Genomic DNA, 24935 nt, shown 5'->3' with positions numbered 1-24935 from the left:
TGCTGTCCGGGTGACCTGGAGCAGCGACGCCGAGACCACGCGGATCCCCTCCGCGACCGAGACGTCCGGCGGAACCGGACCCCAGCCGACCCGAGAGTACGTCTGGCCCGAACCCGTGACCGGCCGGCAGCCGACCGTCGAGCCCGCCGCCCCGGCGGCCGCGGCGTCCGCCCCGAGCGCCCTCGGACCGGTCGAGGCCGAGCCCGAGCCGGTCCGGCGCTCCGGCAACCGCCTGGCGGGCCTCGCGCTCGCCCTCCTGACGACCGCGGTCTTCGCGGTCCTGTACCTCGTCGCCCTCACCGCGATCCGCCTCCTCGTCGACCGCGTCGGCGGCGACCCGGTCGCCCTCGCGCTCGAAGCGGCGCCGACCGCGCTCTTCCTCGCCCCGGTCGCCGCGTTCCTCGTCGGCCTGGCGCTGATCGTGCTCGTCGTGAACCGCGCGGGCTGGTGGGCCTACGTCCTCGGCGGCTTCCTCGTCGCCCTCCTCACGGCCGCGGCCGCGCTGGTCGGCGGCTGGAGCGCCGTCGGACCGCTCGCCCTGCCGATCGACCGCTCCCTCGCGCTCGACTACGTCCGCGACCCCGCCGTCCTCGCGGCGGTGCTCGCCGCAGGCGTCCTCGGCCGGGAGGCGAGCGTCTGGGGCGGTGCCGCGATCGCGGGCCGCGCCCGGGGCGTCAAGCGCCGCAACGCCGAGCGCGAAGCGGCCGCGCAGTCGTGACTCCGCAGGGGCAGGGCCGGGGAGCCGGGCTGGGCTACGGCCTCGCGCTGGCCGGCTTCGCCGCTTTCCTCTACCTCGCCCTGGTCGTCTGCGCGTTCGGAGTCCTCAGCCTCCTGCTGGACCAGGACGTCGTGCCCGAGCGCGACGCCGGCCCGCTGCTGGGGCCGGTGTCGGTGGCGGTCTGCGTCGTCGCGGTGCTGGTCGCGATGGTGACGCTCGCCGCCCGTCCCGCCGTCCACCGCGTCCTCGGTCCGTCGCTGCTGACCGGAGTGGTCGTCTATCTGCTCTTCCTCCTCACGGGCGGAGCACTCTACGGGCTCGGCCGCCAGGAGCCGGGGGAGATCCTCGGCTGGATCCTCGACCACGCGCCCACCGTCTTCGCGATCGCGACCGGCGTGCTCGCGGCGGCCGTCCAGCTCGTGTTCCTCCTGCTCCTGGCCCGTCGCGACGCCGGCGGCCGCAGTCCCCAGTGGGGCTGGGGGGGCGACGAGCGGGAGTGATCGCGAAGCCCCTGCGAGGCCTGCCGCGGCGCTGCGGCATCTCCCAGGGCGAACGCCGCTCGGTTGACCGGCCCCGTCACTCCCCGTAATATTCTTCGGGTGTGCGCTTTGCCGTGCGCTTGTGTCGTGCCTCCGGGTCGATGCGGTCGCCGCACTTCGCTCTACCGGGTCCGCGAGGATCCGCGGGTTCGTCCGATCGGGCGGCCCCCACGGCATACCCCTCACCCTCCCGGTCCCGTTCGCGGGGCCGCGGGGTGCGTCGGGTCCAGATGAACTCGGCCGTTCCCGGAGACGGGAGGGCCGAATGTCGACCATCGATCCGCTGTCACCGTGCAGCATTCAAGGAGCAAAACCAGTGCCAACGATTCAGCAGTTGGTCCGCAAGGGACGCACGCCGAAGGTCACCAAGACCAAGGCGCCCGCCCTGAAGGCCAACCCCCAGCAGCGCGGCGTCTGCACGCGCGTCTACACGACCACGCCCAAGAAGCCGAACTCGGCCCTCCGCAAGGTGGCCCGCGTGAAGCTCTCCAACGGCACCGAGGTCACCGCCTACATCCCCGGCGAGGGCCACAACCTGCAGGAGCACTCGATGGTGCTCGTGCGCGGCGGTCGCGTCAAGGACCTCCCCGGTGTCCGCTACAAGATCGTTCGCGGCGCCCTGGACACCCAGGCCGTCAAGAACCGCAAGCAGGCTCGCAGCCGGTACGGCGCGAAGATGGAGAAGAAGTAATGCCTCGTAAGGGCCCCGCTCCCAAGCGCCCCGTCGTCGCAGACCCCGTCTACGGCGCCCCCATCGTCAGCCAGCTCGTCAACAAGATCCTCCTGGACGGCAAGAAGGGCCTCGCCGAGCGCATCGTCTACGGTGCCCTCGAGGGCGTCGCCGGCAAGAACGGCCAGGACGCGGTCGTCACGCTCAAGAAGGCTCTCGACAACGTCCGCCCGACCCTCGAGGTCCGCAGCCGCCGCGTCGGCGGCTCGACCTACCAGGTCCCGGTCGAGGTCAAGCCCCACCGCGCCAACACCCTCGCGCTCCGCTGGCTCACCAGCTACGCGAAGGCCCGTCGCGAGAAGACGATGACCGAGCGTCTCATGAACGAGATCCTCGACGCGTCGAACGGTCTGGGCGCCGCTGTCAAGCGTCGCGAGGACACCCACAAGATGGCCGAGTCGAACAAGGCCTTCGCGCACTACCGCTGGTAGCGCACCCCGCGGCCGCCTCCGGGCGACCGCGACCACCGGGCCCGCGGCGTCAGCGCTGCGGGCCCGGTCCCGGCGGCGGATCGCCCGATCCCCGCGACCGGGCGACCGCCACCACCAGAATCCCAGCCATTCGGCCATGAACCCGGTGCGCTGGCTCCATCACCTATCGGAGGAACTCCGTGGCACAAGATGTGCTCACCGACCTGAACAAGGTCCGCAATATCGGCATCATGGCCCACATCGATGCCGGCAAGACCACCACCACCGAGCGCATCCTGTTCTACACGGGTATCACGCACAAGATCGGCGAGGTCCACGACGGCGCCGCGACGATGGACTGGATGGCGCAGGAGCAGGAGCGCGGCATCACGATCACGTCCGCCGCGACGACCTGCTTCTGGAACAAGAACCAGATCAACATCATCGACACCCCCGGTCACGTCGACTTCACGGTCGAGGTCGAGCGCTCGCTGCGCGTCCTCGACGGCGCCGTCGCCGTCTTCGACGGCAAGGAGGGCGTCGAGCCCCAGTCCGAGACCGTCTGGCGTCAGGCCGACAAGTACGACGTCCCGCGCATCTGCTTCGTCAACAAGATGGACAAGCTCGGCGCCGACTTCTACTACACGGTCGACACGATCATCAAGCGCCTCGGCGCGAAGCCGCTGGTCATCCAGCTGCCCATCGGCGCGGAGTCCTCCTTCGAGGGCGTCGTCGACCTGGTCGAGATGCGCGCGCTCACGTGGCGCGGCGACTCGAAGGGCGACGTCGCGCTCGGCGCGAAGTACGAGATCGAGGAGATCCCGGCCGACCTCGCCGACAAGGCGGCGGAGTACCGCGAGAAGCTCCTCGAGACCGTCGCGGAGACCTCCGACGAGCTGCTCGAGAAGTACTTCGGCGGCGAGGAGCTCACCGTCGCGGAGATCAAGGGCGCCATCCGCAAGATGACCGTCAACTCCGAGATCTACCCGGTGCTCTGCGGCTCGGCGTTCAAGAACCGCGGCGTCCAGCCGATGCTCGACGCCGTCGTGGACTACCTCCCCTCCCCGCTCGACGTCCCCGCCATCGAGGCGCACGACGTCCGCGACGAGGAGAAGGTCATCATGCGTCACGCGGACTCGACCGAGCCCTTCTCGGCGCTCGCGTTCAAGGTCGCCGTGCACCCGTTCTTCGGCCGCCTGACCTACGTCCGCGTCTACTCGGGCAAGCTCGACTCCGGCGCCCAGGTCATCAACTCGACCAAGGGCAAGAAAGAGCGCATCGGCAAGATCTTCCAGATGCACTCCAACAAGGAGAACCCGGTCGACTCGGTCACCGCCGGCCACATCTACGCCGTCATCGGCCTCAAGGACACCACCACCGGTGACACCCTGAGCGACCCGGCCGCGCAGGTCGTGCTCGAGTCGATGACCTTCCCGGAGCCCGTCATCGAGGTCGCCATCGAGCCCAAGACGAAGGCCGACCAGGAGAAGCTCGGCACGGCGATCCAGAAGCTCGCGGAGGAGGACCCCACCTTCCGCACCGAGCAGAACCAGGAGACCGGTCAGACGGTCATCAAGGGAATGGGCGAGCTGCACCTCGACATCCTGGTGGACCGCATGAAGCGCGAGTTCAACGTCGAGGCCAACGTGGGCAAGCCCCAGGTCGCGTACCGCGAGACGATCCGCCGCACGGTCGAGAAGTACGACTACACCCACAAGAAGCAGACGGGTGGCTCCGGCCAGTTCGCGAAGGTCCAGATCACCATCGAGCCGATGGAGGTCGAGGCCGACAAGACCTACGAGTTCGTCAACGGCGTCACCGGTGGCCGCGTCCCGCGCGAGTACATCCCCTCCGTCGACGCGGGCATCCGCGACGCCATGCAGGTCGGCGTGCTCGCCGGCTACCCCATGGTCGGCGTGAAGGCGACCCTGGTCGACGGAGCGGCGCACGACGTCGACTCCTCCGAGATGGCGTTCAAGATCGCCGGCTCGATCGCGTTCAAGGAGGCCTCGCGCAAGGCGCAGCCGGTCCTCCTCGAGCCGCTCATGGCCGTCGAGGTCCGCACTCCCGAGGAGTACATGGGCGACGTCATCGGCGACATCAACTCGCGTCGCGGGATGATCCAGTCGATGGAGGACGCCACCGGCATCAAGGTCATCCGGGCCAACGTCCCGCTGTCCGAGATGTTCGGCTACATCGGAGACCTGCGCTCGAAGACCTCGGGTCGCGCCGTCTACTCGATGACGTTCGAGACCTACGCCGAGGTCCCCAAGGCCGTGGCCGAGGAGATCGTCCAGAAGAACAAGGGCGAGTAGCTCCGCTCCTGGGCCGTCGCCGTTCCCCGGAACGGCGACGGCCTGGTAGTGTCGTGCGGGTTTGCTGCCGAGTGCAGCGCGCCCCCTGTCGCAGCGGGACGGCCGCACGACCACTGCCGGTAACATACGTACACAAAACCCCCGCAAGTCCTCCTGTCCTCGTGCCGCCCCGTGCGGCCGCCCGGATGCGGATGCTTGCACCTAAGTCCTGAGGAGGACCCACAGTGGCTAAGGCCAAGTTCGAGCGGACCAAGCCGCACGTCAACATCGGAACCATCGGTCACGTCGACCACGGAAAGACCACGCTCACCGCGGCGATCTCGAAGGTTCTGGCGGACAAGTTCCCGTCCGCGACCAACGTCCAGCGTGACTTCGCGTCGATCGACTCCGCTCCCGAGGAGCGCCAGCGCGGCATCACGATCAACATCTCGCACGTCGAGTACGAGACGCCGAAGCGCCACTACGCGCACGTCGACGCCCCGGGTCACGCCGACTACATCAAGAACATGATCACCGGCGCGGCCCAGATGGACGGCGCGATCCTCGTGGTCGCCGCCACCGACGGCCCGATGGCTCAGACCCGTGAGCACGTCCTCCTCGCCAAGCAGGTCGGCGTCCCCTACCTGATGGTCGCGCTGAACAAGTCCGACATGGTGGACGACGAGGAGATCCTGGAGCTCGTCGAGCTCGAGGTCCGCGAGCTCCTCTCGTCGCAGGGCTTCCCCGGCGACGACGCTCCGGTCATCCGCGTCTCGGGCCTCAAGGCCCTCGAGGGCGACGAGACGTGGACCCAGTCCATCCTCGACCTCATGGACGCCGTCGACGAGTCCATCCCGGACCCGGTGCGCGACAAGGACAAGCCGTTCCTCATGCCGATCGAGGACGTCTTCACGATCACCGGTCGTGGAACCGTCGTCACCGGCCGTGCGGAGCGTGGAACCCTCGCTCTGAACTCCGAGGTCGAGATCGTCGGCATCCGCCCGACGCAGAAGACCACGGTCACCGGAATCGAGATGTTCCACAAGCAGCTCGACGAGGCCTGGGCCGGCGAGAACTGTGGTCTGCTCCTCCGCGGCACCAAGCGCGAGGACGTCGAGCGCGGCCAGGTCGTCGTCAAGCCGGGTTCGGTCACGCCGCACACGGACTTCGAGGGCACCGCGTACATCCTGTCTAAGGATGAGGGTGGGCGTCACAACCCGTTCTACGCGAACTACCGCCCGCAGTTCTACTTCCGCACCACCGACGTCACCGGCGTCATCACGTTGCCCGAGGGCACCGAGATGGTCATGCCCGGCGACACCACCGACATGACGGTCGCGCTGATCCAGCCGATCGCCATGGAGGAGGGCCTCGGCTTCGCCATCCGTGAGGGTGGACGCACCGTGGGTGCCGGTACGGTCACCAAGATCATCAAGTAGGTCCGTCCTACCGATCTCTCGAGAGGGGTCGTCCGCTTCGGCGGGCGGCCCCTCTCGTCGTTCCGCAGGGAGCTCGACCCGGACGCGGGTCGAGGCGTCCTCGGAGGTGGCGGGGCCCCGACCGGCCGCTGCACGCGCGGCGGCACGGCGGCGATCCGGAGACCGCCACGGGGGAGCGAGTCCGCGGCTAGCGTTGCCGCATGCCCTTCGTGAAGAGCGACCCCGCCGCTCAGCCCCTGTTCTTCGAGTGGGAGGCCGCGGGCCTCGACTGGCTGCGCGAGGCGGAGAGCGGCGGGGGAGTGCGCTGCGTCGAGGTCCTGTCCCTCGCCCCCGGCCGGATCGAGCTCGAGGAGGTCGCACCGGTCCGGCCGACCAGGCCAGCCGCGCGCGCCTTCGGACGAGCGCTCGCCCGCACGCACGGCGCGGGATCCGACGCTTTCGGAGCACCGCCGACGGACTGGACCGGGCCGGCCTACATAGGGCGACGGGCGATGCCGTGCACGCCCGACCTCTCCTGGGGCCGCTTCTACGCGGATCAGCGGGTGCTCCCGTTCCTCGCGCCCGCTGTGGACGCGGGGAACCTGACGCCCGCCCAGGCGCGGACGGTCGAGCGCGCGCTCGAGCCGGTCGAAGCCGGCGCCTTCGACGACGGCGATGCCCCGGCCCGGCTCCACGGCGATCTGTGGACCGGCAACGTGCTGTGGTCGGCCGACGGTGCCGTGCTGATCGACCCGGCGGCGCACGGCGGTCATCGCGAGACCGACCTGGCGATGCTGGACCTGTTCGGCGCTCCTGAGCTCGACGCGGTCCTCGAGGGGTACCAGGAGGTGCACCCGCTCGCTCCAGGGCTGCAGCAGCGCGTCCCCCTGCACCAGCTGCATCCGCTCGCGGTGCACGCGGCCGGCCACGGCCCCTCCTACGGACGTGCCCTGGCCGACGCGGCCGCCCGCGTGCTCGCTCTCGCCGGCTGACCGGCGCGCCCGCACCGTTCCCTCAGCCGGGGCGGCCACACTGAGGCGCGCGCCGCAGCCGTGCGCGCCGACAAGGAGGCATCATCGTGGATCTCGGGAAGCTCGGACGTCAGGCGGGCGAACTGCTGAACAGCCGCAAGACGCAGGACGCCCTGCGCAGCGAGAAGGCGGAGCAGGTGTCGGACCAGGTCCTCGAGAAGGCGGGCGAGATCGCCGGCCGTCTCACGGGCGGCAAGTACGACGACCGCATCGAGGACCTGAAGCGCCAGGCCGACAAGCGCATCGGCAACGAGTAGCGGCGCCGCGTCGGCTGCTCGCTCCCGGCGTCAACCCGGTGCGGGCGCGCCGTCGGCCGCCCTATCGTCGGGCTGATGGCTGAGACGCGCACGCAACGACTCCGCAGGACCGATTCGAGCGGTCGCGGCTACACCCGGGTCCGGGCCGGCTCCGGCTTCAGCTACCGCGATCCGAAGGGCGTGACGGTCGCCGACAAGGAGCTGCGCGAGCGGTTCGACGCCCTCGGCATCCCGCCCGCCTGGAAGGACGTCTGGATCGCGCCGTACCCGAACGGCCACATCCAGGCCACCGGCGTCGACGCAGCCGGGCGGCGGCAGTACGTCTACCACCCGACGTGGCGCGAGCAGAAGGACCGGATCAAGTTCGACCGGGCGCTGCGCCTGGCCGAGGCGCTGCCCGGTGCGCGGAGGAGCGTGACGATCGCCCTGCGTTCCGAGGGCATGACCCGGGAGCGTGCGCTGGCCACGGCGTTCCGCATGCTGGACACCGGGTCGCTCCGCGTGGGCAGCGAGCGCTACGCCAAGGAGCACGGGAGCATCGGCCTCTCCACCCTGCTGTGCGCGCACGCGACGACCCACGGCGACCGCGTCGCCCTGGCCTTCCCCGGGAAGAGCCATCAGGCCTGGACGAGCGAGATCCTCGACCGCGACCTCTCCAGCGTGGTCCGCGTGCTGAAGCGCCGAGGCCCGAACGCGCGACTGCTGGCCTGGAAGGACGGGAAGGAGTGGCATCCGATCTCGGCACCGGAGATCAACGACTACGTCCGGGAGCGCGCCGGCGACGACTTCACGGCGAAGGACTTCCGCACTCTGCACGGCACGGTGGCCGCAGCGCTCAGCCTGGCGAAGGCCGGCCCTCAGCCGACGCAGCGCGCGCGGAACGCCGCCGTCGCGCAGGCGATGCGGGACGCCTCCGACGTGCTCGGCAACACTCCGACCGTCGCTCGGGCCAGCTACGTCGATCCGCGTCTGCTCGACCACTTCCGCGCCGGCGAGACGATCGACCCCACCCGTCCCGGCTCCGCCGAGACCACCCTCCGCGCCCTCCTCTTCGACTGACCCCGGATCTCGCGAAATTTCGCGAGATGGTCGTCGGCGGACGAGATGGCCCGCCGTGCACCGACATCTCGTCCGCCGCGGGCGATCTCGCGAGAGACAGCGGCTCCTCCCCAGGGCGGGGAGCGAGCCGGGTGTCCACGGATGGTCGGAGGCGGCGACCACGGGCGCGCGGCTGGAGGCAGAGTCCGGGGATGGAACAGCTCCCCGAACTCCTCGTGTCCCGTGACCTCGCACGACTCGGCTCCGACGCGCGGCGGCTCCGCCCGGACCGCTCGAAGGGGCGGCACCGGAGGCTCTCGCGCGGCGTCTACGTCGAGACGCGGGCCTTCGGCGAGCTGACCGACCGCGATCAGCATCTGCTCCGCGCGCGGGCGGTCGCCCGAGGGCACCGCAGCGGCGAAGCGGTGCTCGCCTTCCACTCCGCCGCAGCGCTCTGGCGACTGCCGATGCTCTCCCGGTCTCCGGCGCAGGTGCACCTCATCGGAGCACCGGGAGCCGCCGAGGGGGCCGACGTCGTGCTGCACCGCGAGCGGCTGCGCGACGACGACGTCGTCGAGAAGGACGGCTTCCTGGTGACGGGTCTGGAGCGGACGGTTCTCGATCTCGCCCGTCTCGCCGCCCGGGAGGACGCGATCAGCGTGGTCGATCACGTCCTCCGCTCCCTCCCTGTCAGAGCTCCGCTCGACAAGGAGACTCTGCTGGAGCGGATCGAGGACTTCCGCGGCTACCGGGGAGTGAAGCAGGCGCGCTTCGTTCTCGCCCTCGGCGACGGTGCGGCGGAGTCGCCGGGGGAGAGCGCGAGTCGGCTGCGGATGATCGAGTGCGGAATCGCGACTCCGGCGCTGCAGCGGGACTACCGGGACCACCGCGGGTCCGTGGGGCGGGTGGACTTCGACTGGCCCCTCCACCGGACGGTCGGCGAGTTCGACGGCTTGGCGAAGTACCGCGACGACCGCCTGCTCGACGGAGCCGATCCGGCCGACGTGGTGGTCCGGGAGAAGCTCCGCGAGGACAGGTTGAGAGCACTCGGACTGCGGGTGGTCCGCTGGACCTTCGCCGATCTCCGGCCCCGGCACGCCCTGTGCACCCTGCTCGCCGCAGCGGGTCTGAGGTCCGTGCACGGCTCCCGCTGACGGGGTCGCTCCTCCACGAGATCGAGTCCATCGGACGAGATCGTCGTGCACGGCGGGGCATCTCGTCCGCGGGTCGCCATCTCCCGAAATTTCGCGAAATAAGAGGGGGTGGGGGAGAGGGGTGGCGCGACACGCCCGGGTTGCAGGGGTGGGGCATCTGTGGGAGACTCTTCTAGTTCAAAATTTCCTCTCGGGCGGCGTGCTGCTCGGAGGGGGACACTGCCAGGCAGTGCCGAGACGGCATCGCGGAGGCTCGACCCGAGAGGGCGGCCGCGTGGGTGCGACGTCGAGGCGGCGGGTAGCAGAACGACAACAACCGACATCTCAACGGGTTCTCCGTGCGTCGTGCGTTCTGCACGCCGATCGGAGCGCCCCCGGGGTGCGGTGCTTTTGACAGAAGAACACTGGTTGCACTTTTCCGGGTCACCGGAGTTCCTTCGCGAGCGCGTCCAATGCGAGACGAGTCCGGCTCCGGCCGGGGGAGTCGCGTACGACGCAATAACAAGAGAGTGAGAGATCACACATGGCGGGACAGAAGATCCGCATCCGACTGAAGTCGTACGACCACGAGGTCATCGACACGTCGGCGCGCAAGATCGTCGACACGGTCACCCGTGCCGGTGCAACGGTGGTCGGCCCCGTGCCGCTGCCGACCGAGAAGAACGTGGTCTGCGTGATCCGTTCTCCCCACAAGTACAAGGACAGCCGCGAGCACTTCGAGATGCGCACCCACAAGCGCCTCATCGACATCATCGACCCGACGCCCAAGGCCGTCGACTCGCTCATGCGCCTCGACCTGCCGGCCGACGTCAACATCGAGATCAAGCTCTAAGGAGGAGTGCCACCATGTCTGTCACTGTTTCCCCCACGCTGAAGACCAGCAAGGGCCTCCTCGGCACCAAGCTCGGAATGACCCAGGTCTGGGACGAGAACAACAAGCTCGTGCCGGTCACCGTCATCGAGATCAGCCCCAACGTCGTGACCCAGGTCCGCACGGAGGAGAAGGACGGCTACACCGCCGTCCAGCTCGCCGCCGGTGCGATCGACCCGCGCAAGGTGAACAAGCCCGCCGCCGGTCACTTCGACGCCGCGGGCGTCACCCCCCGCCGCCACCTCACCGAGGTCCGCACCTCCGACGCCGCCGACTACTCGGCCGGCCAGGAGCTGACCGTGGACGCCGTCTTCGAGGCCGGCACCAAGGTCGACGTCGTCGGCACCAGCAAGGGCAAGGGCTTCGCCGGTGTCATGAAGCGTCACAACTTCAAGGGCGTCTCGGCTTCGCACGGTTCGCACCGCAACCACCGCAAGCCCGGCTCCATCGGCGCCTCCTCGACCCCCAGCCGTGTCTTCAAGGGCATGCGCATGGCCGGTCGCATGGGTGGCGAGCGCGTCACCGTGCTCAACCTCAAGGTGCACTCCGTCGACGCCGAGAAGGGCCTGCTGCTCGTCAAGGGCGCCGTCCCCGGTGCCCGCGGTCGCCTCGTGTTCGTTCGCAACGCCGTGAAGGGAGCGTAGTTCCATGGCTACCTCTGTCGACATCATCGACGTCAAGGGCCAGAAGGCGGGCTCGTTCGAGCTCCCCGCCGCGCTCTTCGACGTCCAGACCAACATCCCCCTCATCCACCAGGTCGTCGTGGCCCAGCTCGCCGCGGCGCGCCAGGGAACCCACAAGACGAAGAACCGCGGTGAGGTCTCCGGAGCCGGTCGCAAGCCGTTCAAGCAGAAGGGAACCGGTCGCGCTCGTCAGGGCTCGATCCGCGCCCCGCACATGACCGGTGGTGGCGTGGTCCACGGACCGACCCCCCGCAGCTACGCGCAGCGCACCCCCAAGAAGATGATCGCCGCGGCTCTGCTCGGCGCTCTCTCGGACCGCGCCCGCGGTGCCCGCATCCACGTGGTCGAGTCCCTCGCCCTCGGCGACACCCCCCGGACCAAGGACGTCCTCGTCCTGCTCGACGCCCTCTCGGTGTCGCGCAACGTCCTCGTGGTGCTCGAGCGCGACGACTACATCGCCGAGCTCTCGCTCCGCAACGTGCCGTTCGTGCACATCCTGCCGGCCGACCAGCTCAACGCGTACGACGTGCTCGTCTCCGACGACATCGTGTTCTCGAAGGGCGCGCTCGACGCGTTCATCGCGGCCAAGTCGGGCGTCGAGTCCAACAAGGAAGAGGTGAACGCATGAGCCAGTCCGCCGCGTTCAACAAGGACCCCCGCGACGTCATCATCTCCCCGGTGGTCTCGGAGAAGTCCTACGGCCTGATCGACGAGGGCAAGTACACCTTCGTGGTCGACCCGCGTTCGAACAAGACCGAGATCAAGCTCGCCATCGAGAAGATCTTCGGCGTCGAGGTCGCGTCGATCAACACGCTGAACCGCCAGGGCAAGACCCGCCGCACGAAGTTCGGCACCGGCAAGCGCAAGGACACCAAGCGCGCGATCGTCACGCTGAAGTCCGGCTCCATCGACATCTTCACGAGCGTCGGCTGAGCCGAAGAAGCGTAGAGGAAACAGACAATGGCTATTCGTAAGTACAAGCCCACGACCCCCGGTCGCCGCGGCTCCAGCGTTGCCGACTTCGCCGAGATCACCCGCTCGACGCCCGAGAAGTCGCTCCTGCGCCCGCTGTCCAAGACCGGTGGCCGCAACAACTCCGGCCGCATCACGACGCGTCACATCGGTGGTGGCCACAAGCGCCAGTACCGTCTGATCGACTTCCGTCGCAACGACAAGGACGGCGTCAACGCCAAGGTCGCTCACATCGAGTACGACCCCAACCGCACGGCGCGCATCGCGCTGCTCCACTTCGTGGACGGCACCAAGCGCTACATCCTGGCCCCGAACAAGCTCTCGCAGGGCGACATCGTGGAGTCGGGCGCCGGCGCCGACATCAAGCCGGGCAACAACCTGCCGCTGCGCAACATCCCGACCGGTACGGTCATCCACGCCATCGAGATCAAGCCGGGAGGCGGCGCCAAGCTCGCCCGCTCGGCCGGCACCTCGGTCCGCCTCGTCGCCAAGGACGGCCCCTACGCGCAGCTCCGCCTGCCGTCGGGCGAGATCCGCAACGTCGACGCGCGCTGCCGCGCCACGATCGGCGAGGTCGGCAACGCCGAGCAGTCGAACATCAACTGGGGCAAGGCCGGCCGCATGCGCTGGAAGGGCGTCCGCCCGACCGTCCGCGGTGTCGCGATGAACCCGGTCGACCACCCGCACGGTGGTGGAGAGGGCAAGACCTCCGGTGGACGCCACCCGGTCAGCCCGTGGGGTCAGTCCGAGGGACGCACCCGTCGCCCCAACAAGGAGAGCGACAAGCTCATCGTTCGCCGCCGCACCGCCGGTAAGAAGCGCAAGTAGGAGTTGTAGAAGATGCCTCGCAGTCTCAAGAAGGGCCCCTTCGTTGACGACCACCTGCTCCGCAAGGTGTTCACGGCCAACGAAGCCGGCAACAAGAACGTCATCAAGACCTGGTCGCGCCGTTCGATGATCATCCCGGCGATGCTGGGTCACACCATCGCGGTCCACGACGGTCGCAAGCACATCCCCGTGTTCGTGACCGAGACCATGGTCGGCCACAAGCTCGGCGAGTTCGCCCCCACTCGGACCTTCCGCGGTCACGAGAAGGACGACAAGAAGGGCCGTCGCCGCTGACGCGGCGACGAGAAGGAGGAGAGAAATGGTGGAGTCGATCGCACGCGTGCGACACATCCGCGTCACCCCCCAGAAGGCTCGCCGTGTCGTGAACCTGATCCGCGGGAAGCAGGCTCAGGAGGCACTGGCCATCCTGAAGTTCGCGCCGCAGGGTGCGTCCGAGCCCGTCTACAAGCTCGTCGCCTCGGCGATGGCCAACGCTCGCGTCAAGGCCGATGCCTCGAACGAGTACCTCGACGACCAGGACCTGATCGTGTCCCGCGCCTTCGTCGATGAGGGAACCACCCTCAAGCGATTCCAGCCCCGTGCTCAGGGTCGTGCCTTCCGCATCAACAAGCGCACCAGCCACATCACCGTCGTGCTGGCCACTCCTGAGGAGGGGACCAAGTAATGGGTCAGAAAGTAAACCCCTACGGTTTCCGTCTGGGAATCACCACCGACCACGTGTCGCGCTGGTTCTCCGACAGCACCAAGAAGGGCCAGCGGTACAGCGACTACCTCGCCGAGGACGTCAAGATCCGCCGACTCCTCGCCACGCAGCTCGACCGTGCGGGCGTCGCCCGCATCGAGATCGAGCGCACCCGCGACCGCGTCCGCGTCGACATCCACACCGCCCGTCCGGGCATCGTGATCGGCCGCCGCGGCGCCGAGGCCGAGCGCATCCGCGCCGACCTCGAGAAGCTCACGGGCAAGCAGATCCAGCTGAACATCCTCGAGGTCAAGAACCCCGAGGCCGAGGCTCAGCTGGTCGCCCAGGGTATCGCCGAGCAGCTCTCCGCCCGCGTGGCCTTCCGCCGCGCGATGCGCAAGGGCCTGCAGGGTGCTCAGCGCGCCGGCGCCAAGGGCGTCCGCATCCAGGTCTCCGGCCGCCTCGGCGGCGCCGAGATGAGCCGCTCGGAGTTCTACCGCGAGGGACGCGTGCCGCTGCACACCCTCCGCGCGAACATCGACTACGGCTTCTACGAGGCGAAGACCACCTTCGGCCGCATCGGCGTGAAGGTCTGGATCTACAAGGGCGACATCACCAACAAGGAGCTCGCCCGCGAGCAGGCGAACAGCAAGTCGTCGCGCCCCGAGCGCAGCGACCGTCCGCGCCGTGCACCCCGCCAGCAGAGCGAGGCGCCCGTCGCAGCAGGAGTTGAGGCATAACCATGTTGATTCCGCGTCGAGTCAAGCACCGCAAGCAGCACCACCCGGGCCGGTCCGGCCAGGCCACCGGTGGCACCAAGGTGTCGTTCGGTGAGTTCGGCATCCAGGCCCTCACCCCCGCCTACGTGACCAACCGTCAGATCGAGTCCGCTCGTATCGCCATGACGCGTCACATCAAGCGCGGCGGAAAGGTGTGGATCAACATCTACCCCGACCGCCCGCTCACCAAGAAGCCCGCCGAGACCCGCATGGGTTCCGGTAAGGGCTCGCCGGAGTGGTGGGTCGCGAACGTCAAGCCGGGTCGCGTCCTCTTCGAGGTCGCCGGCGTCGACGAGCAGCTCGCTCGTGAGGCCATGACCCGAGCCATCCACAAGCTGCCCCTCAAGGCACGCATCATCAAGCGCGAGGAGGGAGACGCGTAATGGCGATCGGATCCAAGGAGCTCGCCCCCGCCGAGCTCGACACCTACGAGGACGAGCGTCTCGTCACCGAGCTGAAGAAGGCCAAGGAGGAGCTGTTCAACCTCCGCTTCCAGTCGGCCACCGGTCAGCTGGACACCAACGGCCGCCTGCGTGCCGTCAAGCGCGACATCGCCCGCATCTACACGGTCATCCGTGAGCGCGAGCTGGGCATCCGCGCCACCCCCGCACCCGTCGAGGCCCCGGCTAAGGCGGAGAAGAAGCCCAAGACCAAGAAGGCCGCCAAGGCCGAGGTCGAGGCGACCGAGTCGAACGAGGAGGCCAAGTAATGGCAACCGTCAATGACAGCGCCGGCCACGAGTCGGCCGCCCACGACGTGAAGGAGGCGGGTGCTCGCGGTTACCGCAAGACCCGTCGCGGCTACGTCACCAGCGACAAGATGGACAAGACCATCGTCGTCGAGGTCGAGGACCGGGTGAAGCACCCGCTGTACGGCAAGGTCATCCGCCGTACGTCCAAGGTCAAGGTCCACGACGAGCTGAACTCCGCCGGCATCGGCGACTCCGTCGTCATCAGCGAGACCCGTCCCCTCAGCGCCACCAAGCGCTGGCGCCTGGTCGAGATCCTCGAGAAGGCCAAGTAGGCCGCGGCCTACTTGAGTTAGCAGGAGAGACACATGCTTCAGCAAGAATCCCGAGTCAAGGTCGCCGACAACACCGGCGCCAAGATGCTCCTCACCATCCGCGTCCTCGGAGGCTCCGGCCGCCGCTACGCGGGCCTCGGTGACATCATCGTCGCCACCGTCAAGGACGCGATCCCCGGTGGCAACGTGAAGAAGGGCGATGTGGTCAAGGCCGTCATCGTCCGCACCATCAAGCAGACCCGTCGCGCCGACGGCTCGTACATCAAGTTCGACGAGAACGCCGCCGTGATCCTCAAGAACGACGGGGACCCCCGCGGCACCCGCATCTTCGGACCGGTCGGTCGCGAGCTCCGCGACAAGAAGTTCATGAAGATCGTCTCGCTGGCACCGGAGGTTATCTAGTCATGGCCAAGATCAAGAAGGGTGACCTCGTCCAGGTCATCTCGGGTGCGACCCAGGCCCGCGGCGGAGACCGCGGCAAGCAGGGCAAGGTCCTCGAGGTGCTGGTCGAGCGCAACCGCGTCGTCGTCGAGGGCGTGAACTTCGTCAAGAAGCACGTCCGCGTCGGCCAGACGCAGCGCGGCTCGAAGGAGGGCGGCATCGAGACCGTCGAGGCCTCGATCCACATCTCCAACGTCGCGCTCGTCGACCCGAAGACCAAGAAGCCGACCCGGGTCGGCCACCGCAACGTGGCCGTCACCAAGGACGGCGTGACCAAGACCGTTCGCGTGCGCTACGCGAAGGCGTCGGGTGAGGAACTGTAATGACTGACACCACCGCAGTGGCTGCGAAGGTTCAGCCGCGGCTCAAGGCCAAGTACCAGGCCGACATCATCCCCGCTCTCAAGGAGCAGTTCGGCTTCGGCAACGTCCACCAGGTCCCCGGCCTGGTCAAGGTCGTCGTCAACACGGGTGTCGGTGAGGCGGCCCGCGACGGCAAGATCATCGACGGCGCGGTCAAGGACCTCACCGCCATCACCGGTCAGAAGCCGCAGGTCACCAAGGCCCGCAAGTCCATCGCGCAGTTCAAGCTGCGCGAGGGCCAGGCCATCGGCGCTCACGTCACCCTCCGGGGCGACCGCGCCTGGGAGTTCCTGGACCGCCTGCTCTCGGTGGCGCTGCCCCGCATCCGCGACTTCCGCGGACTGTCGGACCGCCAGTTCGACGGCAACGGCAACTACACCTTCGGCATCACGGAGCAGTCGATCTTCCACGAGATCGACCAGGACCGCATCGACCGCGTCCGCGGCTTCGACGTGACCGTCGTGACCACCGCCAAGACCGACGACGAGGGTCGCGCGCTGCTCAAGCAGCTCGGCTTCCCGTTCAAGTCGTCGGACAACGCGTAAGCAGCAAGCCTCGAGGCCGGGGGACGGTGAGAACCGCCCTCCGGCCTCGTCGTGCGTCCGCCGCCGGACCGGTCCGTCCGGAGCCGGCGGCGGGCGGCACGCGGGATCCCCGGATCCCGTGCACGATCGACCCTCGACCGCAGGACCTCGGGCATGTAGCATGGCTCGTTGGCCTGCGTTCGCGCGGCCGCATGGGCGTCGACGTCGTCGGCGCCGTCCCACACCACAGGTCGTCACTCTTGTAAAGGGTGCCGAAACCAGGCGAGAAAGGCACCATCAGCCATGACCATGACTGATCCGGTCGCAGATCTGCTGACCAGAATCCGTAACGCGAACTCCGCGCACCACGACTCCATCACCCTCCCGGGCTCGAAGCTCAAGGCGAACATCGCCGAGATCCTCAAGGCCGAGGGCTACATCGCCGACTGGAAGGTCGAGGAGGCGCGCGTCGGCACGACGCTCTCCATCTCCCTCAAGTACGGCCCGAACCGCGAGCGCTCGATCGCCGGCATCAAGCGGGTCTCGAAGCCCGGACTCCGCGTGTACGCGAAGTCGGCCGAGATCCCCACCGTGCTCGGCGGCCTCGGCGTCGCCATCCTGTCCACCTCGAGCGGTCTGCTGACCGACCGCCAGGCCGAGAAGAAGGGCGTGGGTGGGGAAGTCCTCGCCTACGTGTGGTAACCCCTCATGTCGCGTATTGGAAGACTCCCCATCGAGATCCCGGCGGGCGTCGACGTCTCCGTCGCCGGATCCGCTGTGACCGTCAAGGGCCCCAAGGGCGAGCTGACCGTCTCGGTCGCCAGCCCCATCCAGGTGTCCGTCGAGAACGGCCAGGTGCTGGTCTCGCGTCCCGATGACGAGCGCGAGTCGCGCTCGCTCCACGGCCTCACCCGCACGCTCATCGCGAACGACATCATCGGTGTCACGCAGGGCTACTCCAAGGGCCTCGAGGTCGTCGGAACCGGTTACCGCGTGCTGGCGAAGGGCTCGGACATCGAGTTCGCGCTCGGCTTCTCGCACCCGGTCGTCGTCACCCCGCCCGCGGGCATCTCGTTCACGGTCGAGGGCAACAACAAGCTCACCGTGCACGGCATCTCGAAGCAGGCCGTCGGTGAGGTGGCCGCCAACATTCGTAAGATCCGCAAGCCCGAGCCCTACAAGGGCAAGGGCGTGCGCTACGCCGGCGAGGTCGTTCGCCGCAAGGCCGGAAAGAGCGGTAAGTGATCATGGGACTCGGAACCAGAGGAAAGAGCAAGTCCGCTGCGCGCGGTCGTCGTCACGACCGTCTGCGCAAGAAGGTCGTCGGATCCGCCGAGCGTCCCCGCCTCGTCGTCAACCGCTCGGCCCGCCACGTCTTCGTGCAGGTCGTCGACGACGCGCAGGGCCGCACCCTCGCGTCGGCGTCGACCCTCGAGGCCGACCTGCGCGTGTTCGACGGTGACAAGACCGCCAAGGCCCGCAAGGTCGGCGAGCTCGTCGCCGAGCGCGCCAAGAACGCCGGTGTCGAGGCGGTCGTCTTCGACCGCGGAGGCAACAAGTACGCCGGTCGCGTCGCCGCGATCGCCGATGGAGCACGAGAGGCAGGGCTCAACCTGTGAGCGCCGCAGAGAACAAGGAACCCGAGGTCGCCGCTGTGTCGGAGGCCCCCGTCGAGACCGCTGCGTCCACGCAGCCGCAGCAGGAGGCTCGTGAGCCCCGCCGCGGCGGCCGCGACCGCAACCAGGGTGGCCGCGACCGCGGTGGCCGTGACGCCGAGAAGAGCCAGTTCCTCGAGCGCGTCGTGACCATCAACCGCGTGTCGAAGGTGGTCAAGGGCGGTCGTCGCTTCAGCTTCACCGCGCTCGTGGTCGTCGGAGACGGCAACGGACTGGTGGGCGTCGGCTACGGCAAGGCCCGCGAGGTCCCGACCGCCATCTCCAAGGGCGTCGAGGAGGCGAAGAAGAACTTCTTCCGCGTCCCCCGCGTCGCCTCGACCATCCCGCACCCCGTCCAGGGTGAGGCCGCCGCCGGTGTGGTGCTCCTGCGCCCCGCCGCCGCGGGTACCGGTGTCATCGCCGGTGGTCCCGTCCGCGCCGTCCTCGAGTGCGCCGGCATCCACGACGTCCTGAGCAAGTCGCTCGGCTCGTCGAACACCATCAACATCGTCCACGCGACCGTCGAGGCTCTGAAGCAGCTCGAGGAGCCGCGCGCCGTCGCCGCTCGTCGTGGTCTCGACTTCGACCAGGTCGCGCCGGCACGTCTCGTCCGTGCCGAGGCCGACGCCCTCGCCGCCGCGTCCAACGCGAAGGCAGGTGCATGATGGCCCAGCTCAAGGTGACCCAGATCAAGTCGAAGGTCAGCGAGAAGCAGTACCAGCGCGACACGCTGCGCTCGCTCGGCCTCAGGAAGATCGGTCAGAGCGTCGTCCGCGAGGACAACGCCCAGAACCGCGGATACGTGAAGACCGTCGCCCACCTGGTGAAGGTCGAGGAGATTGACTAATGGCTGAGACGAACAAGGCCGCAGCCGCGGAGTCCACGACTCCCGCGCAGGCGACCACCACGAAGGGCGCGGCGGCGCCGGCGACCAAGGAGCACGTGCTCAAGGTCCACCACCTCCGTCCCGCTGCCGGAGCCAAGAAGGCCAAGACCCGCGTGGGTCGCGGTGAGGGCTCCAAGGGCAAGACCGCCGGTCGCGGCACCAAGGGCACCAAGGCCCGCTACCAGGTGCGCGTCGGCTTCGAGGGCGGGCAGATGCCGCTGCACATGCGCACCCCGAAGCTCCGCGGCTTCAAGAACCCGTTCCGGGTCGAGTACCAGGTCGTGAACCTCTCCGCTCTCGCGGAGCTCTACCCCCAGGGCGGCGACGTCACCATCGGCGACCTGGTCGCCAAGGGTGCTGTCCGCAAGAACGAGAAGGTCAAAGTCCTCGGGGACGGCGACATTGCGGTTAAGCTGAACGTCGCGGTCGACAAGGTCTCCAGCTCTGCCGAGCAGAAGATCGTCGCTGCGGGCGGATCCATCAAGTAGCACCAGCAGCTTGTCGGTCGAGCTTGCCACGCCGACTCCTCCGGGAGCGCGTGGCAAGCTCGACCTGTATCCCGCACCACAGAATTGAGCAGGAGACCTTAGGTAGTGTTTGGCGCCGTTGCGCGGATCTTCCGCACCCCCGACCTCCGCCGCAAGATCGGCTTCACCCTCGCGATCGTGGCGATCTTCCGGCTGGGATCCTTCATCCCTGCTCCATTCGTCGACTTCAGCGCCGTGCAGGCCTGTCTCGCCGGCAACCAGGGCACCTCGGGTCTCTACGAACTCGTGAACCTCTTCAGCGGTGGAGCCCTGCTCCAGCTGTCGATCTTCGCGCTCGGGATCATGCCCTACATCACGGCGTCGATCATCGTGCAGCTGTTGCGCGTGGTCATCCCTCACTTCGAGACGCTGTACAAGGAGGGGCAGTCCGGTCAGGGCAAGCTCACCCAGTACACGCGGTACCTCACCATCGCGCTCGGCGTCCTCCAGTCGACGACGCTGATCACCGTGGCCCGCTCGGGAGCCCTCTTCGGCAACTCCGGCGTCCCGGAGTGCTCGGCGCTCATCATCACCGACGAGTGGTACTCCATCCTCCTCATGGTCGTCACCATGACCGCGGGCACCGGAATCATCATGTGGATGGGCGAGCTCATCACCGAGCGCGGCATCGGCAACGGCATGTCGCTGCTGATCTTCACCTCGATCGCGGCCCAGTTCCCGACGTCGCTCTGGTCGATCGCGCAGTCGCGCGGCTTCGAGACCTTCCTCCTCGTCCTCGGAGTGGGCCTCGTGCTCGTGGTCGCCGTGGTCTTCGTGGAGCAGTCGCAGCGGCGGATCCCCGTCCAGTACGCCAAGCGGATGGTCGGCCGCCGCACGTACGGCGGCAACAACACGTACATCCCGATCAAGGTCAACATGGCCGGCGTCGTGCCCGTCATCTTCGCCTCGTCGTTGCTGTACCTGCCCGCGCTCATCGCGCAGTTCAACCAGCCCGCCGCGGGCCAGGAGGCACCGGTCTGGGTCACCTGGATCACGAACTACCTCACCAAGGGCGATCACCCGCTCTACATGGCGCTGTACTTCCTCCTGATCGTCGGCTTCACCTACTTCTACGTCGCGATCACCTTCAACCCGGACGAGGTCGCCGACAACATGAAGCGCTACGGCGGCTTCATCCCCGGCATCCGCGCCGGCCGCCCGACCGCCGAGTACCTCAACTACGTGCTCACGCGGGTGACCCTGCCCGGATCGGTCTACCTCGGCCTCATCGCGCTCGTGCCCCTCGTGGCCCTCGCGCTGGTCGGGGCGAACCAGAACTTCCCCTTCGGCGGCACGTCCATCCTGATCATCGTCGGAGTCGGCCTGGAGACGGTGAAGCAGATCGACTCCCAGCTGCAGCAGCGCCACTACGAAGGACTCCTCCGATGACGTCGCACCCGATCGGCTTCCGTCTCCTGCTGATCGGCCCTCCCGGCGCAGGCAAGGGGACCCAGGCCGCTCGGCTGAGCGACATCCTCCGGGTGCCCGCCATCTCGACGGGGGACATCTTCCGCGCGAACGTCGCCAACGAGACCGAGCTCGGTCTCCAGGCGAAGGCCTACCTCGACGCCGGCCGCTACGTGCCGGACGAGCTGACCAACGCGATCGTGCACGACCGCCTCCAGGAGGCGGACGCGTCGACCGGGTTCCTGCTGGACGGCTACCCGCGGACCACCGAGCAGGTCGACGAGCTCGACCGCATCCTGGCCGCGGACGACAACCGGCTCGACGCGGTCGTCCAGCTGACGGCCGATCCCGACGAGGTCGTCGGCCGCCTGCTGAAGCGCTCGCTCGAGCAGGGGCGCAGCGACGACACCGAGGACGTCATCCGGCGCCGACTCGCGCTCTACGAGGAGCAGACCGCTCCGCTCATCGACGTCTACGCGGCCCGCGGGCTCGTGGTCGTGGTCGACGGCCTCGGACCGGTCGACGAGGTGACCGAGCGGATCGTCGTCGCCCTCGAGGGCCACCGCGTGGGCCGCCTCGACACCCCGGCCGCCTGAGCCGTGGCGTTCCGCTCCTCGCTCTACAAGACGCCCGCGCAGCTGCGGTCGATGCTCGCTCCGGGCCTGGCCACGGCCGCCTCGCTCGACGCGGTCCGCGCGGCGATCCGCCCGGGCGTCACCACGCTCGAGCTCGATGCGATCGCGGAGGCGGCGATCGTCGCGCTCGGCGGCCACTCGAACTTCCAGCTCGTCCCGGGCTACCGGCACACGATCTGCGCCTCGGTCAATGACGAGGTGGTCCACGGGATCCCCGGTGGTCGCGTGCTCGAGCCGGGCGACCTCGTCTCCATCGACAGCGGCGCCGAGATCGACGGTTGGAACGGCGACTCCGCGATGACGGTCGTCCTGCCCGACCCCTCCCGTCCCGAGGAGGTCGCGGCGCGCGCCGAGCTCTCGCGGGTGACCGAGGCATCTCTCTGGCGGGGGATCGCCGCCCTCGCCTCCGCCCGGCACCTCAACGAGGTCGGCGCGGCGATCGAGGAGTACATCGAAGACGAGTCCGAGCGCTCGGGCCGCGTCTACGGCATCCTCACCGACTACATCGGCCACGGCATCGGGCGCACCATGCACGAGGCACCGCCGGTCTTCAACTATCGGGTGCGCCAGCGCGGCCCCGAGGTGAGGCCGGGACTCGTCGTCGCGATCGAGCCGATGGTCACCGCGGGCAGCGCCGAGACCTTCGTCCGCGAGGACGAGTGGACGGTCGCGACCGAGGACAGCAGCATGGCCGCCCACTGGGAGCACTCCGTCGCCGTGCACCGCGACGGCATCTGGGTCACCACGCTCGCCGACGGCGGCGCGGCCGGCCTCGCCCCCTACGGGATCGTGCCGACGCCCTTCGCCTGACTCGACGACGCGCAGGGGTGCGGCCGGTCCGATGCGGAGGGAGGGTGCTGTCGTCCTCTCGCGACTGGCTCGGGTCTGGCGGGCGCCCGCAGGACGCGGGATGGCGCGAGAGGACGACAGCACCCTCTCGATCCCTGTCTGAGCGGACAGTCAGCTGTCGATCACCCGCACCAGCTCCTCGATGAAGCCGCCGAAGTCGGTCGATCGCCGGATCAGTCGCTGCACCTCCGCCCGGTCCGCGAACACCTCGACGAACTGGTCGAAAACCGACTGGAACGTGCTGCGGCCGGCCGAGGCGAACGCGATCATCGCGATCACGTTCACCCGCTGCTCGCCCCACTCCATCGCCGTGTCGTTGACGACGATCGCGATGGAGGTGCGGCGCGCGCTCATCGCCATCGCGTGCGGGACCGCGAGGTTGTCGGTGAAGGCCGTGGAGCTCATCCGCTCGCGCTCGATGGCGCCGTCGACGTAGTCCTCGTCGATGATGCCGCCGGCGATCATCCGCTCGCCCAGCATCCGGATCATCGCCGCCTCGTCGCGCGCGTGCACGTTGCGGAAGAACAGCTCCTCGTCGAAGAACTGGAGCAGCTCGTCCTTGATCTGCGCGCGGCGGCGGTGCCGGCGGACGCGGGCGATCGCCCGCCGCACCGTCTCGACGTCGTGGTCGGTGAGGAACGGCTGCACCACGACGACGTCGTCGGACGCGGGGCGCTCGTCGATCGTGGTGATCACGAGGTCGGCGGTGAGCCGGTCCCAGTCGACGTCGCTCCGCGTGATCAGCGAGCGCACCTCCACCTCGGTGCCGAGCGAGCGCTCGACGCGCAGGCGCAGCATGTGCGCGAGGTCGTAGTAGTTGGGGCAGACGATCACGCAGGACAGCCGCTCCTCCCGCCGCGACACCCGCTCGAGGAACGAGCCGACGTGGAGGGCGATGTAGGCGATCTCGTCCTCGTTGACCACGATGCCCCGCCGGCGCTGCAGCCCGCTCGCCAGGAACACCGCGATCTCGTAGGTCATCGGATAGCTGGTCTTGATCGAGCGGGTGAGCGGGTTGCGGGAGTAGCCGCCCTCGGAGGCACGGGCGATCAGGTTCCGCACGTGCAGGGCGAGGCGGACGATGAAGCCCTCGTCGTCGAGGTCGACCAGGTACTCGCGGTTGACCTCGGCGACGAGCTCGCGGACGACGGCGAGGTCCTCCGGGTCGAGGTAGTTCTCGACCACGGCGGCGACCGGCTCGTTCTGCCCGGGGGTCGCGACCCGCGTCGTCATCAGGATGGCGAGCTGCGCGAGCTCGGCGTCGGTCAGGCGCGTCGCGAAGTGCCGCTCCACCAGCCCGGCCAGCAGGGCGGCGAGCTCGCCGTGGACCGCGGGGGAGGGGTGGGAGCCGGAGGGGTCCCCGATGCCGCGGGCGACGCGGTCGACGGCGATCGCGATGTGGAGGAGGACGCTGTTCACGCCGTAGTCGTTGATGTAGTAGCCGCGCGTCTCGAGCTCGGCCAGCAGCTCGGTCTTGAACGCGCCGAGGCCGGGGGAGGCGAACTCGCGCTGGACGTCGTCGAGGGTGAAGACGCCCTGCGCGCTCTCGTCGCGGAACATGCGGGAGATCAGGCGGCGGCGGGCCTCCTCGCTGCCCTCGAGGCGCACCGACGGGCCGCGGCGGACCAGCCCGAGGCCGGCCTCGTCGGCGAGGGCCTTCACCCGGCGCAGGTCGGCGTCGACCGTCGACTCGCTCACCGACAGCGCGTCGGCGAGGGCGAAGACGTCCAGACCCTCGTCGGAGTCGACCAGGCGGCGGACGATGCTGTAGAGCCGGTCGCGCGGGGTGTCGGGCTCGACGTCGCGGGTGCGCTGCGCCTCCAGGTACGCCGCATACGCCTCGCGCGCGAGCCGGTAGCCGTTCGCAGAGGACTCGACCGGCTCCAGCGGAGCGGCCTGCGCCTTCACCGCGGTGACGTAGCTCCGGACGCTGCGGGTGGTGACCCCGAGCCTGTCGGCGAGCTCGTGCGCCGTCACCCAGCCGTCGGCGCGGGAGAGGTACTCCAGCAGTCGTTCGCGGTTGTCAGGCATCAGGCTCCAGGCGTGCGGTCGGGGCGGGCGCCGGGAGCGCCGCGACCCTGCCGCGGGCCCGCGGGACGCGGGCGGCGAGTCGTACGTCCCGCCAGTCAATCACCCCGGCGACGCGCCCGGGAGCCCCCGCGCCGCGGGCGGAAGGGGCCGTCTTCCGCCCCCGCGGAAGA

General features: G+C 69.0%; 34 protein-coding genes. 33 read left to right on the top strand and 1 reads right to left on the bottom strand.

What is annotated here, in order from left to right:
- The first annotated feature begins 10 nt into the window (after positions 1-10).
- The 33 genes from GSU45_RS12710 (at position 11) to map (ending at position 22695) form a co-directional block, all read left to right on the top strand.
- Positions 11-718: a hypothetical protein gene (locus tag GSU45_RS12710; protein WP_159915400.1), complete on the top strand. Its 708-nt coding sequence runs from the start codon at positions 11-13 to the stop codon at positions 716-718.
- A complete protein-coding gene (locus tag GSU45_RS12705; RefSeq protein ID WP_159915398.1) occupies positions 715-1218 on the top strand; it encodes a DUF6121 family protein in 504 nt (167 codons plus the stop codon). Before GSU45_RS12710 ends, GSU45_RS12705 begins: the two co-directional genes overlap by 4 nt.
- A gap of 355 nt (positions 1219-1573) precedes the next feature.
- Positions 1574-1948 carry a 30S ribosomal protein S12 gene (gene rpsL / locus GSU45_RS12700; RefSeq protein WP_011186743.1) on the top strand — a complete coding sequence of 125 codons (375 nt, stop codon included), beginning with the start codon at positions 1574-1576 and terminating at the stop codon, positions 1946-1948.
- Positions 1948-2418, top strand: coding sequence for a 30S ribosomal protein S7 (rpsG, locus tag GSU45_RS12695; RefSeq protein WP_068251443.1), 471 nt, complete (start codon positions 1948-1950; stop codon positions 2416-2418). The genes rpsL and rpsG overlap by 1 nt, the downstream gene beginning before the upstream one ends.
- Before the next feature lie 179 nt (positions 2419-2597).
- The gene (fusA, locus tag GSU45_RS12690; protein ID WP_104224571.1) at positions 2598-4712 is read left to right on the top strand and encodes an elongation factor G; all 2115 of its coding nucleotides are present in this window, start codon (positions 2598-2600) and stop codon (positions 4710-4712) included.
- Positions 4713-4936: 224 nt separating this feature from the next.
- Positions 4937-6130, top strand: a complete 1194-nt coding sequence (gene tuf / locus GSU45_RS12685) for an elongation factor Tu (protein WP_159915396.1) — start codon at positions 4937-4939, stop codon at positions 6128-6130.
- A 200-nt stretch (positions 6131-6330) separates the two neighbouring features.
- Positions 6331-7101 (top strand): fructosamine kinase family protein, encoded by a 771-nt coding sequence (locus GSU45_RS12680; protein WP_159915394.1) that lies wholly within the window; start codon positions 6331-6333, stop codon positions 7099-7101.
- Positions 7102-7187: 86 nt separating this feature from the next.
- The gene (locus GSU45_RS12675) at positions 7188-7397 is read left to right on the top strand and encodes an antitoxin (protein ID WP_159915392.1); all 210 of its coding nucleotides are present in this window, start codon (positions 7188-7190) and stop codon (positions 7395-7397) included.
- Positions 7398-7472: 75 nt separating this feature from the next.
- Positions 7473-8456: a DNA topoisomerase IB gene (locus GSU45_RS12670; RefSeq protein ID WP_159915390.1), complete on the top strand. Its 984-nt coding sequence runs from the start codon at positions 7473-7475 to the stop codon at positions 8454-8456.
- Positions 8457-8647: 191 nt separating this feature from the next.
- Entirely contained in the window at positions 8648-9589 is a 942-nt protein-coding gene (locus GSU45_RS12665) for a hypothetical protein (protein WP_159915388.1), read from the top strand.
- Positions 9590-10112: 523 nt separating this feature from the next.
- A complete protein-coding gene (gene rpsJ, locus GSU45_RS12660) occupies positions 10113-10421 on the top strand; it encodes a 30S ribosomal protein S10 (protein ID WP_005050520.1) in 309 nt (102 codons plus the stop codon).
- Positions 10422-10435: 14 nt separating this feature from the next.
- A complete protein-coding gene (gene rplC, locus GSU45_RS12655; RefSeq protein WP_104224566.1) occupies positions 10436-11104 on the top strand; it encodes a 50S ribosomal protein L3 in 669 nt (222 codons plus the stop codon).
- A 4-nt stretch (positions 11105-11108) separates the two neighbouring features.
- Positions 11109-11771 carry a 50S ribosomal protein L4 gene (gene rplD, locus GSU45_RS12650; protein ID WP_159915386.1) on the top strand — a complete coding sequence of 221 codons (663 nt, stop codon included), beginning with the start codon at positions 11109-11111 and terminating at the stop codon, positions 11769-11771.
- Positions 11768-12076, top strand: coding sequence for a 50S ribosomal protein L23 (rplW, locus tag GSU45_RS12645; RefSeq protein ID WP_068209445.1), 309 nt, complete (start codon positions 11768-11770; stop codon positions 12074-12076). Before rplD ends, rplW begins: the two co-directional genes overlap by 4 nt.
- A 27-nt stretch (positions 12077-12103) precedes the next feature.
- Positions 12104-12943: a 50S ribosomal protein L2 gene (gene rplB, locus GSU45_RS12640; protein WP_055787074.1), complete on the top strand. Its 840-nt coding sequence runs from the start codon at positions 12104-12106 to the stop codon at positions 12941-12943.
- Positions 12944-12955: 12 nt separating this feature from the next.
- Positions 12956-13237 carry a 30S ribosomal protein S19 gene (gene rpsS / locus GSU45_RS12635; RefSeq protein ID WP_055787078.1) on the top strand — a complete coding sequence of 94 codons (282 nt, stop codon included), beginning with the start codon at positions 12956-12958 and terminating at the stop codon, positions 13235-13237.
- Positions 13238-13262: 25 nt separating this feature from the next.
- A complete protein-coding gene (gene rplV, locus GSU45_RS12630) occupies positions 13263-13628 on the top strand; it encodes a 50S ribosomal protein L22 (RefSeq protein ID WP_077221988.1) in 366 nt (121 codons plus the stop codon).
- Positions 13628-14386: a 30S ribosomal protein S3 gene (rpsC, locus tag GSU45_RS12625; RefSeq protein WP_068209439.1), complete on the top strand. Its 759-nt coding sequence runs from the start codon at positions 13628-13630 to the stop codon at positions 14384-14386. The genes rplV and rpsC overlap by 1 nt, the downstream gene beginning before the upstream one ends.
- A 2-nt stretch (positions 14387-14388) precedes the next feature.
- Positions 14389-14808 carry a 50S ribosomal protein L16 gene (rplP, locus tag GSU45_RS12620; protein WP_068209436.1) on the top strand — a complete coding sequence of 140 codons (420 nt, stop codon included), beginning with the start codon at positions 14389-14391 and terminating at the stop codon, positions 14806-14808.
- Positions 14808-15134: a 50S ribosomal protein L29 gene (rpmC, locus tag GSU45_RS12615; protein WP_104224564.1), complete on the top strand. Its 327-nt coding sequence runs from the start codon at positions 14808-14810 to the stop codon at positions 15132-15134. Before rplP ends, rpmC begins: the two co-directional genes overlap by 1 nt.
- Positions 15134-15448, top strand: a complete 315-nt coding sequence (rpsQ, locus tag GSU45_RS12610; protein WP_104224563.1) for a 30S ribosomal protein S17 — start codon at positions 15134-15136, stop codon at positions 15446-15448. Before rpmC ends, rpsQ begins: the two co-directional genes overlap by 1 nt.
- A 33-nt stretch (positions 15449-15481) precedes the next feature.
- Positions 15482-15850, top strand: coding sequence for a 50S ribosomal protein L14 (gene rplN, locus GSU45_RS12605; RefSeq protein WP_104224562.1), 369 nt, complete (start codon positions 15482-15484; stop codon positions 15848-15850).
- 2 nt (positions 15851-15852) lie between these two features.
- Entirely contained in the window at positions 15853-16212 is a 360-nt protein-coding gene (gene rplX / locus GSU45_RS12600) for a 50S ribosomal protein L24 (RefSeq protein ID WP_104224561.1), read from the top strand.
- Complete coding sequence (rplE, locus tag GSU45_RS12595; protein WP_068209425.1) at positions 16212-16796, top strand: 50S ribosomal protein L5; 585 nt, start codon at positions 16212-16214, stop codon at positions 16794-16796. The genes rplX and rplE overlap by 1 nt, the downstream gene beginning before the upstream one ends.
- 282 nt (positions 16797-17078) lie before the next feature.
- A complete protein-coding gene (rpsH, locus tag GSU45_RS12590; RefSeq protein WP_159915384.1) occupies positions 17079-17477 on the top strand; it encodes a 30S ribosomal protein S8 in 399 nt (132 codons plus the stop codon).
- A gap of 6 nt (positions 17478-17483) precedes the next feature.
- Positions 17484-18020, top strand: a complete 537-nt coding sequence (rplF, locus tag GSU45_RS12585; protein WP_104224560.1) for a 50S ribosomal protein L6 — start codon at positions 17484-17486, stop codon at positions 18018-18020.
- A gap of 2 nt (positions 18021-18022) precedes the next feature.
- Positions 18023-18394, top strand: a complete 372-nt coding sequence (gene rplR, locus GSU45_RS12580; RefSeq protein ID WP_056037296.1) for a 50S ribosomal protein L18 — start codon at positions 18023-18025, stop codon at positions 18392-18394.
- Positions 18395-18429: 35 nt separating this feature from the next.
- Positions 18430-19095: a 30S ribosomal protein S5 gene (gene rpsE, locus GSU45_RS12575; RefSeq protein ID WP_181027197.1), complete on the top strand. Its 666-nt coding sequence runs from the start codon at positions 18430-18432 to the stop codon at positions 19093-19095.
- The gene (gene rpmD / locus GSU45_RS12570) at positions 19095-19277 is read left to right on the top strand and encodes a 50S ribosomal protein L30 (RefSeq protein WP_181024623.1); all 183 of its coding nucleotides are present in this window, start codon (positions 19095-19097) and stop codon (positions 19275-19277) included. Before rpsE ends, rpmD begins: the two co-directional genes overlap by 1 nt.
- Complete coding sequence (gene rplO, locus GSU45_RS12565; RefSeq protein ID WP_159915382.1) at positions 19277-19804, top strand: 50S ribosomal protein L15; 528 nt, start codon at positions 19277-19279, stop codon at positions 19802-19804. Before rpmD ends, rplO begins: the two co-directional genes overlap by 1 nt.
- Positions 19805-19909: 105 nt before the next feature.
- Positions 19910-21232 (top strand): preprotein translocase subunit SecY, encoded by a 1323-nt coding sequence (gene secY, locus GSU45_RS12560; protein WP_104277019.1) that lies wholly within the window; start codon positions 19910-19912, stop codon positions 21230-21232.
- Positions 21229-21846 (top strand): adenylate kinase, encoded by a 618-nt coding sequence (locus GSU45_RS12555; protein WP_181110094.1) that lies wholly within the window; start codon positions 21229-21231, stop codon positions 21844-21846. Before secY ends, GSU45_RS12555 begins: the two co-directional genes overlap by 4 nt.
- Positions 21847-21849: 3 nt before the next feature.
- Positions 21850-22695 (top strand): type I methionyl aminopeptidase, encoded by an 846-nt coding sequence (gene map / locus GSU45_RS12550; RefSeq protein WP_159915380.1) that lies wholly within the window; start codon positions 21850-21852, stop codon positions 22693-22695.
- Positions 22696-22845: 150 nt separating this feature from the next.
- Here the strand turns inward: map and GSU45_RS12545 are convergent, their stop codons facing one another.
- Positions 22846-24765: a BglG family transcription antiterminator gene (locus GSU45_RS12545; protein ID WP_159915378.1), complete on the bottom strand. Its 1920-nt coding sequence runs from the start codon at positions 24763-24765 to the stop codon at positions 22846-22848.
- Positions 24766-24935 lie beyond the last annotated feature (170 nt).

The organism is Rathayibacter sp. VKM Ac-2801 (genome assembly GCF_009834245.1).
Classification (GTDB): Bacteria; Actinomycetota; Actinomycetes; order Actinomycetales; family Microbacteriaceae; genus Rathayibacter.
This window is presented reverse-complemented; position numbering and strand designations above follow the sequence as displayed.

What these genes read in the sequence shown, in the direction of transcription:
- GSU45_RS12545 (WP_159915378.1), bottom strand. Translation starts at nt 24,765, where the DNA reads ATGCCTGACAACCGCGAACGACTGCTGGAGTACCTCTCCCGCGCCGAC.
- rpsG (WP_068251443.1), top strand. Translation starts at nt 1,948, where the DNA reads ATGCCTCGTAAGGGCCCCGCTCCCAAGCGCCCCGTCGTCGCAGACCCC.
- rplP (WP_068209436.1), top strand. Translation starts at nt 14,389, where the DNA reads ATGTTGATTCCGCGTCGAGTCAAGCACCGCAAGCAGCACCACCCGGGC.
- GSU45_RS12670 (WP_159915390.1), top strand. Translation starts at nt 7,473, where the DNA reads ATGGCTGAGACGCGCACGCAACGACTCCGCAGGACCGATTCGAGCGGT.
- rplR (WP_056037296.1), top strand. Translation starts at nt 18,023, where the DNA reads ATGGGACTCGGAACCAGAGGAAAGAGCAAGTCCGCTGCGCGCGGTCGT.
- rpmC (WP_104224564.1), top strand. Translation starts at nt 14,808, where the DNA reads ATGGCGATCGGATCCAAGGAGCTCGCCCCCGCCGAGCTCGACACCTAC.
- rplF (WP_104224560.1), top strand. Translation starts at nt 17,484, where the DNA reads ATGTCGCGTATTGGAAGACTCCCCATCGAGATCCCGGCGGGCGTCGAC.
- rpsH (WP_159915384.1), top strand. Translation starts at nt 17,079, where the DNA reads ATGACCATGACTGATCCGGTCGCAGATCTGCTGACCAGAATCCGTAAC.
- rpsC (WP_068209439.1), top strand. Translation starts at nt 13,628, where the DNA reads ATGGGTCAGAAAGTAAACCCCTACGGTTTCCGTCTGGGAATCACCACC.
- GSU45_RS12680 (WP_159915394.1), top strand. Translation starts at nt 6,331, where the DNA reads ATGCCCTTCGTGAAGAGCGACCCCGCCGCTCAGCCCCTGTTCTTCGAG.
- GSU45_RS12665 (WP_159915388.1), top strand. Translation starts at nt 8,648, where the DNA reads ATGGAACAGCTCCCCGAACTCCTCGTGTCCCGTGACCTCGCACGACTC.
- rplC (WP_104224566.1), top strand. Translation starts at nt 10,436, where the DNA reads ATGTCTGTCACTGTTTCCCCCACGCTGAAGACCAGCAAGGGCCTCCTC.
- rplB (WP_055787074.1), top strand. Translation starts at nt 12,104, where the DNA reads ATGGCTATTCGTAAGTACAAGCCCACGACCCCCGGTCGCCGCGGCTCC.
- rplN (WP_104224562.1), top strand. Translation starts at nt 15,482, where the DNA reads ATGCTTCAGCAAGAATCCCGAGTCAAGGTCGCCGACAACACCGGCGCC.
- rpmD (WP_181024623.1), top strand. Translation starts at nt 19,095, where the DNA reads ATGGCCCAGCTCAAGGTGACCCAGATCAAGTCGAAGGTCAGCGAGAAG.
- rpsS (WP_055787078.1), top strand. Translation starts at nt 12,956, where the DNA reads ATGCCTCGCAGTCTCAAGAAGGGCCCCTTCGTTGACGACCACCTGCTC.
- rplV (WP_077221988.1), top strand. Translation starts at nt 13,263, where the DNA reads ATGGTGGAGTCGATCGCACGCGTGCGACACATCCGCGTCACCCCCCAG.
- GSU45_RS12555 (WP_181110094.1), top strand. Translation starts at nt 21,229, where the DNA reads ATGACGTCGCACCCGATCGGCTTCCGTCTCCTGCTGATCGGCCCTCCC.
- rpsQ (WP_104224563.1), top strand. Translation starts at nt 15,134, where the DNA reads ATGGCAACCGTCAATGACAGCGCCGGCCACGAGTCGGCCGCCCACGAC.
- rplE (WP_068209425.1), top strand. Translation starts at nt 16,212, where the DNA reads ATGACTGACACCACCGCAGTGGCTGCGAAGGTTCAGCCGCGGCTCAAG.
- rplD (WP_159915386.1), top strand. Translation starts at nt 11,109, where the DNA reads ATGGCTACCTCTGTCGACATCATCGACGTCAAGGGCCAGAAGGCGGGC.
- rplW (WP_068209445.1), top strand. Translation starts at nt 11,768, where the DNA reads ATGAGCCAGTCCGCCGCGTTCAACAAGGACCCCCGCGACGTCATCATC.
- rpsJ (WP_005050520.1), top strand. Translation starts at nt 10,113, where the DNA reads ATGGCGGGACAGAAGATCCGCATCCGACTGAAGTCGTACGACCACGAG.
- rplX (WP_104224561.1), top strand. Translation starts at nt 15,853, where the DNA reads ATGGCCAAGATCAAGAAGGGTGACCTCGTCCAGGTCATCTCGGGTGCG.
- rplO (WP_159915382.1), top strand. Translation starts at nt 19,277, where the DNA reads ATGGCTGAGACGAACAAGGCCGCAGCCGCGGAGTCCACGACTCCCGCG.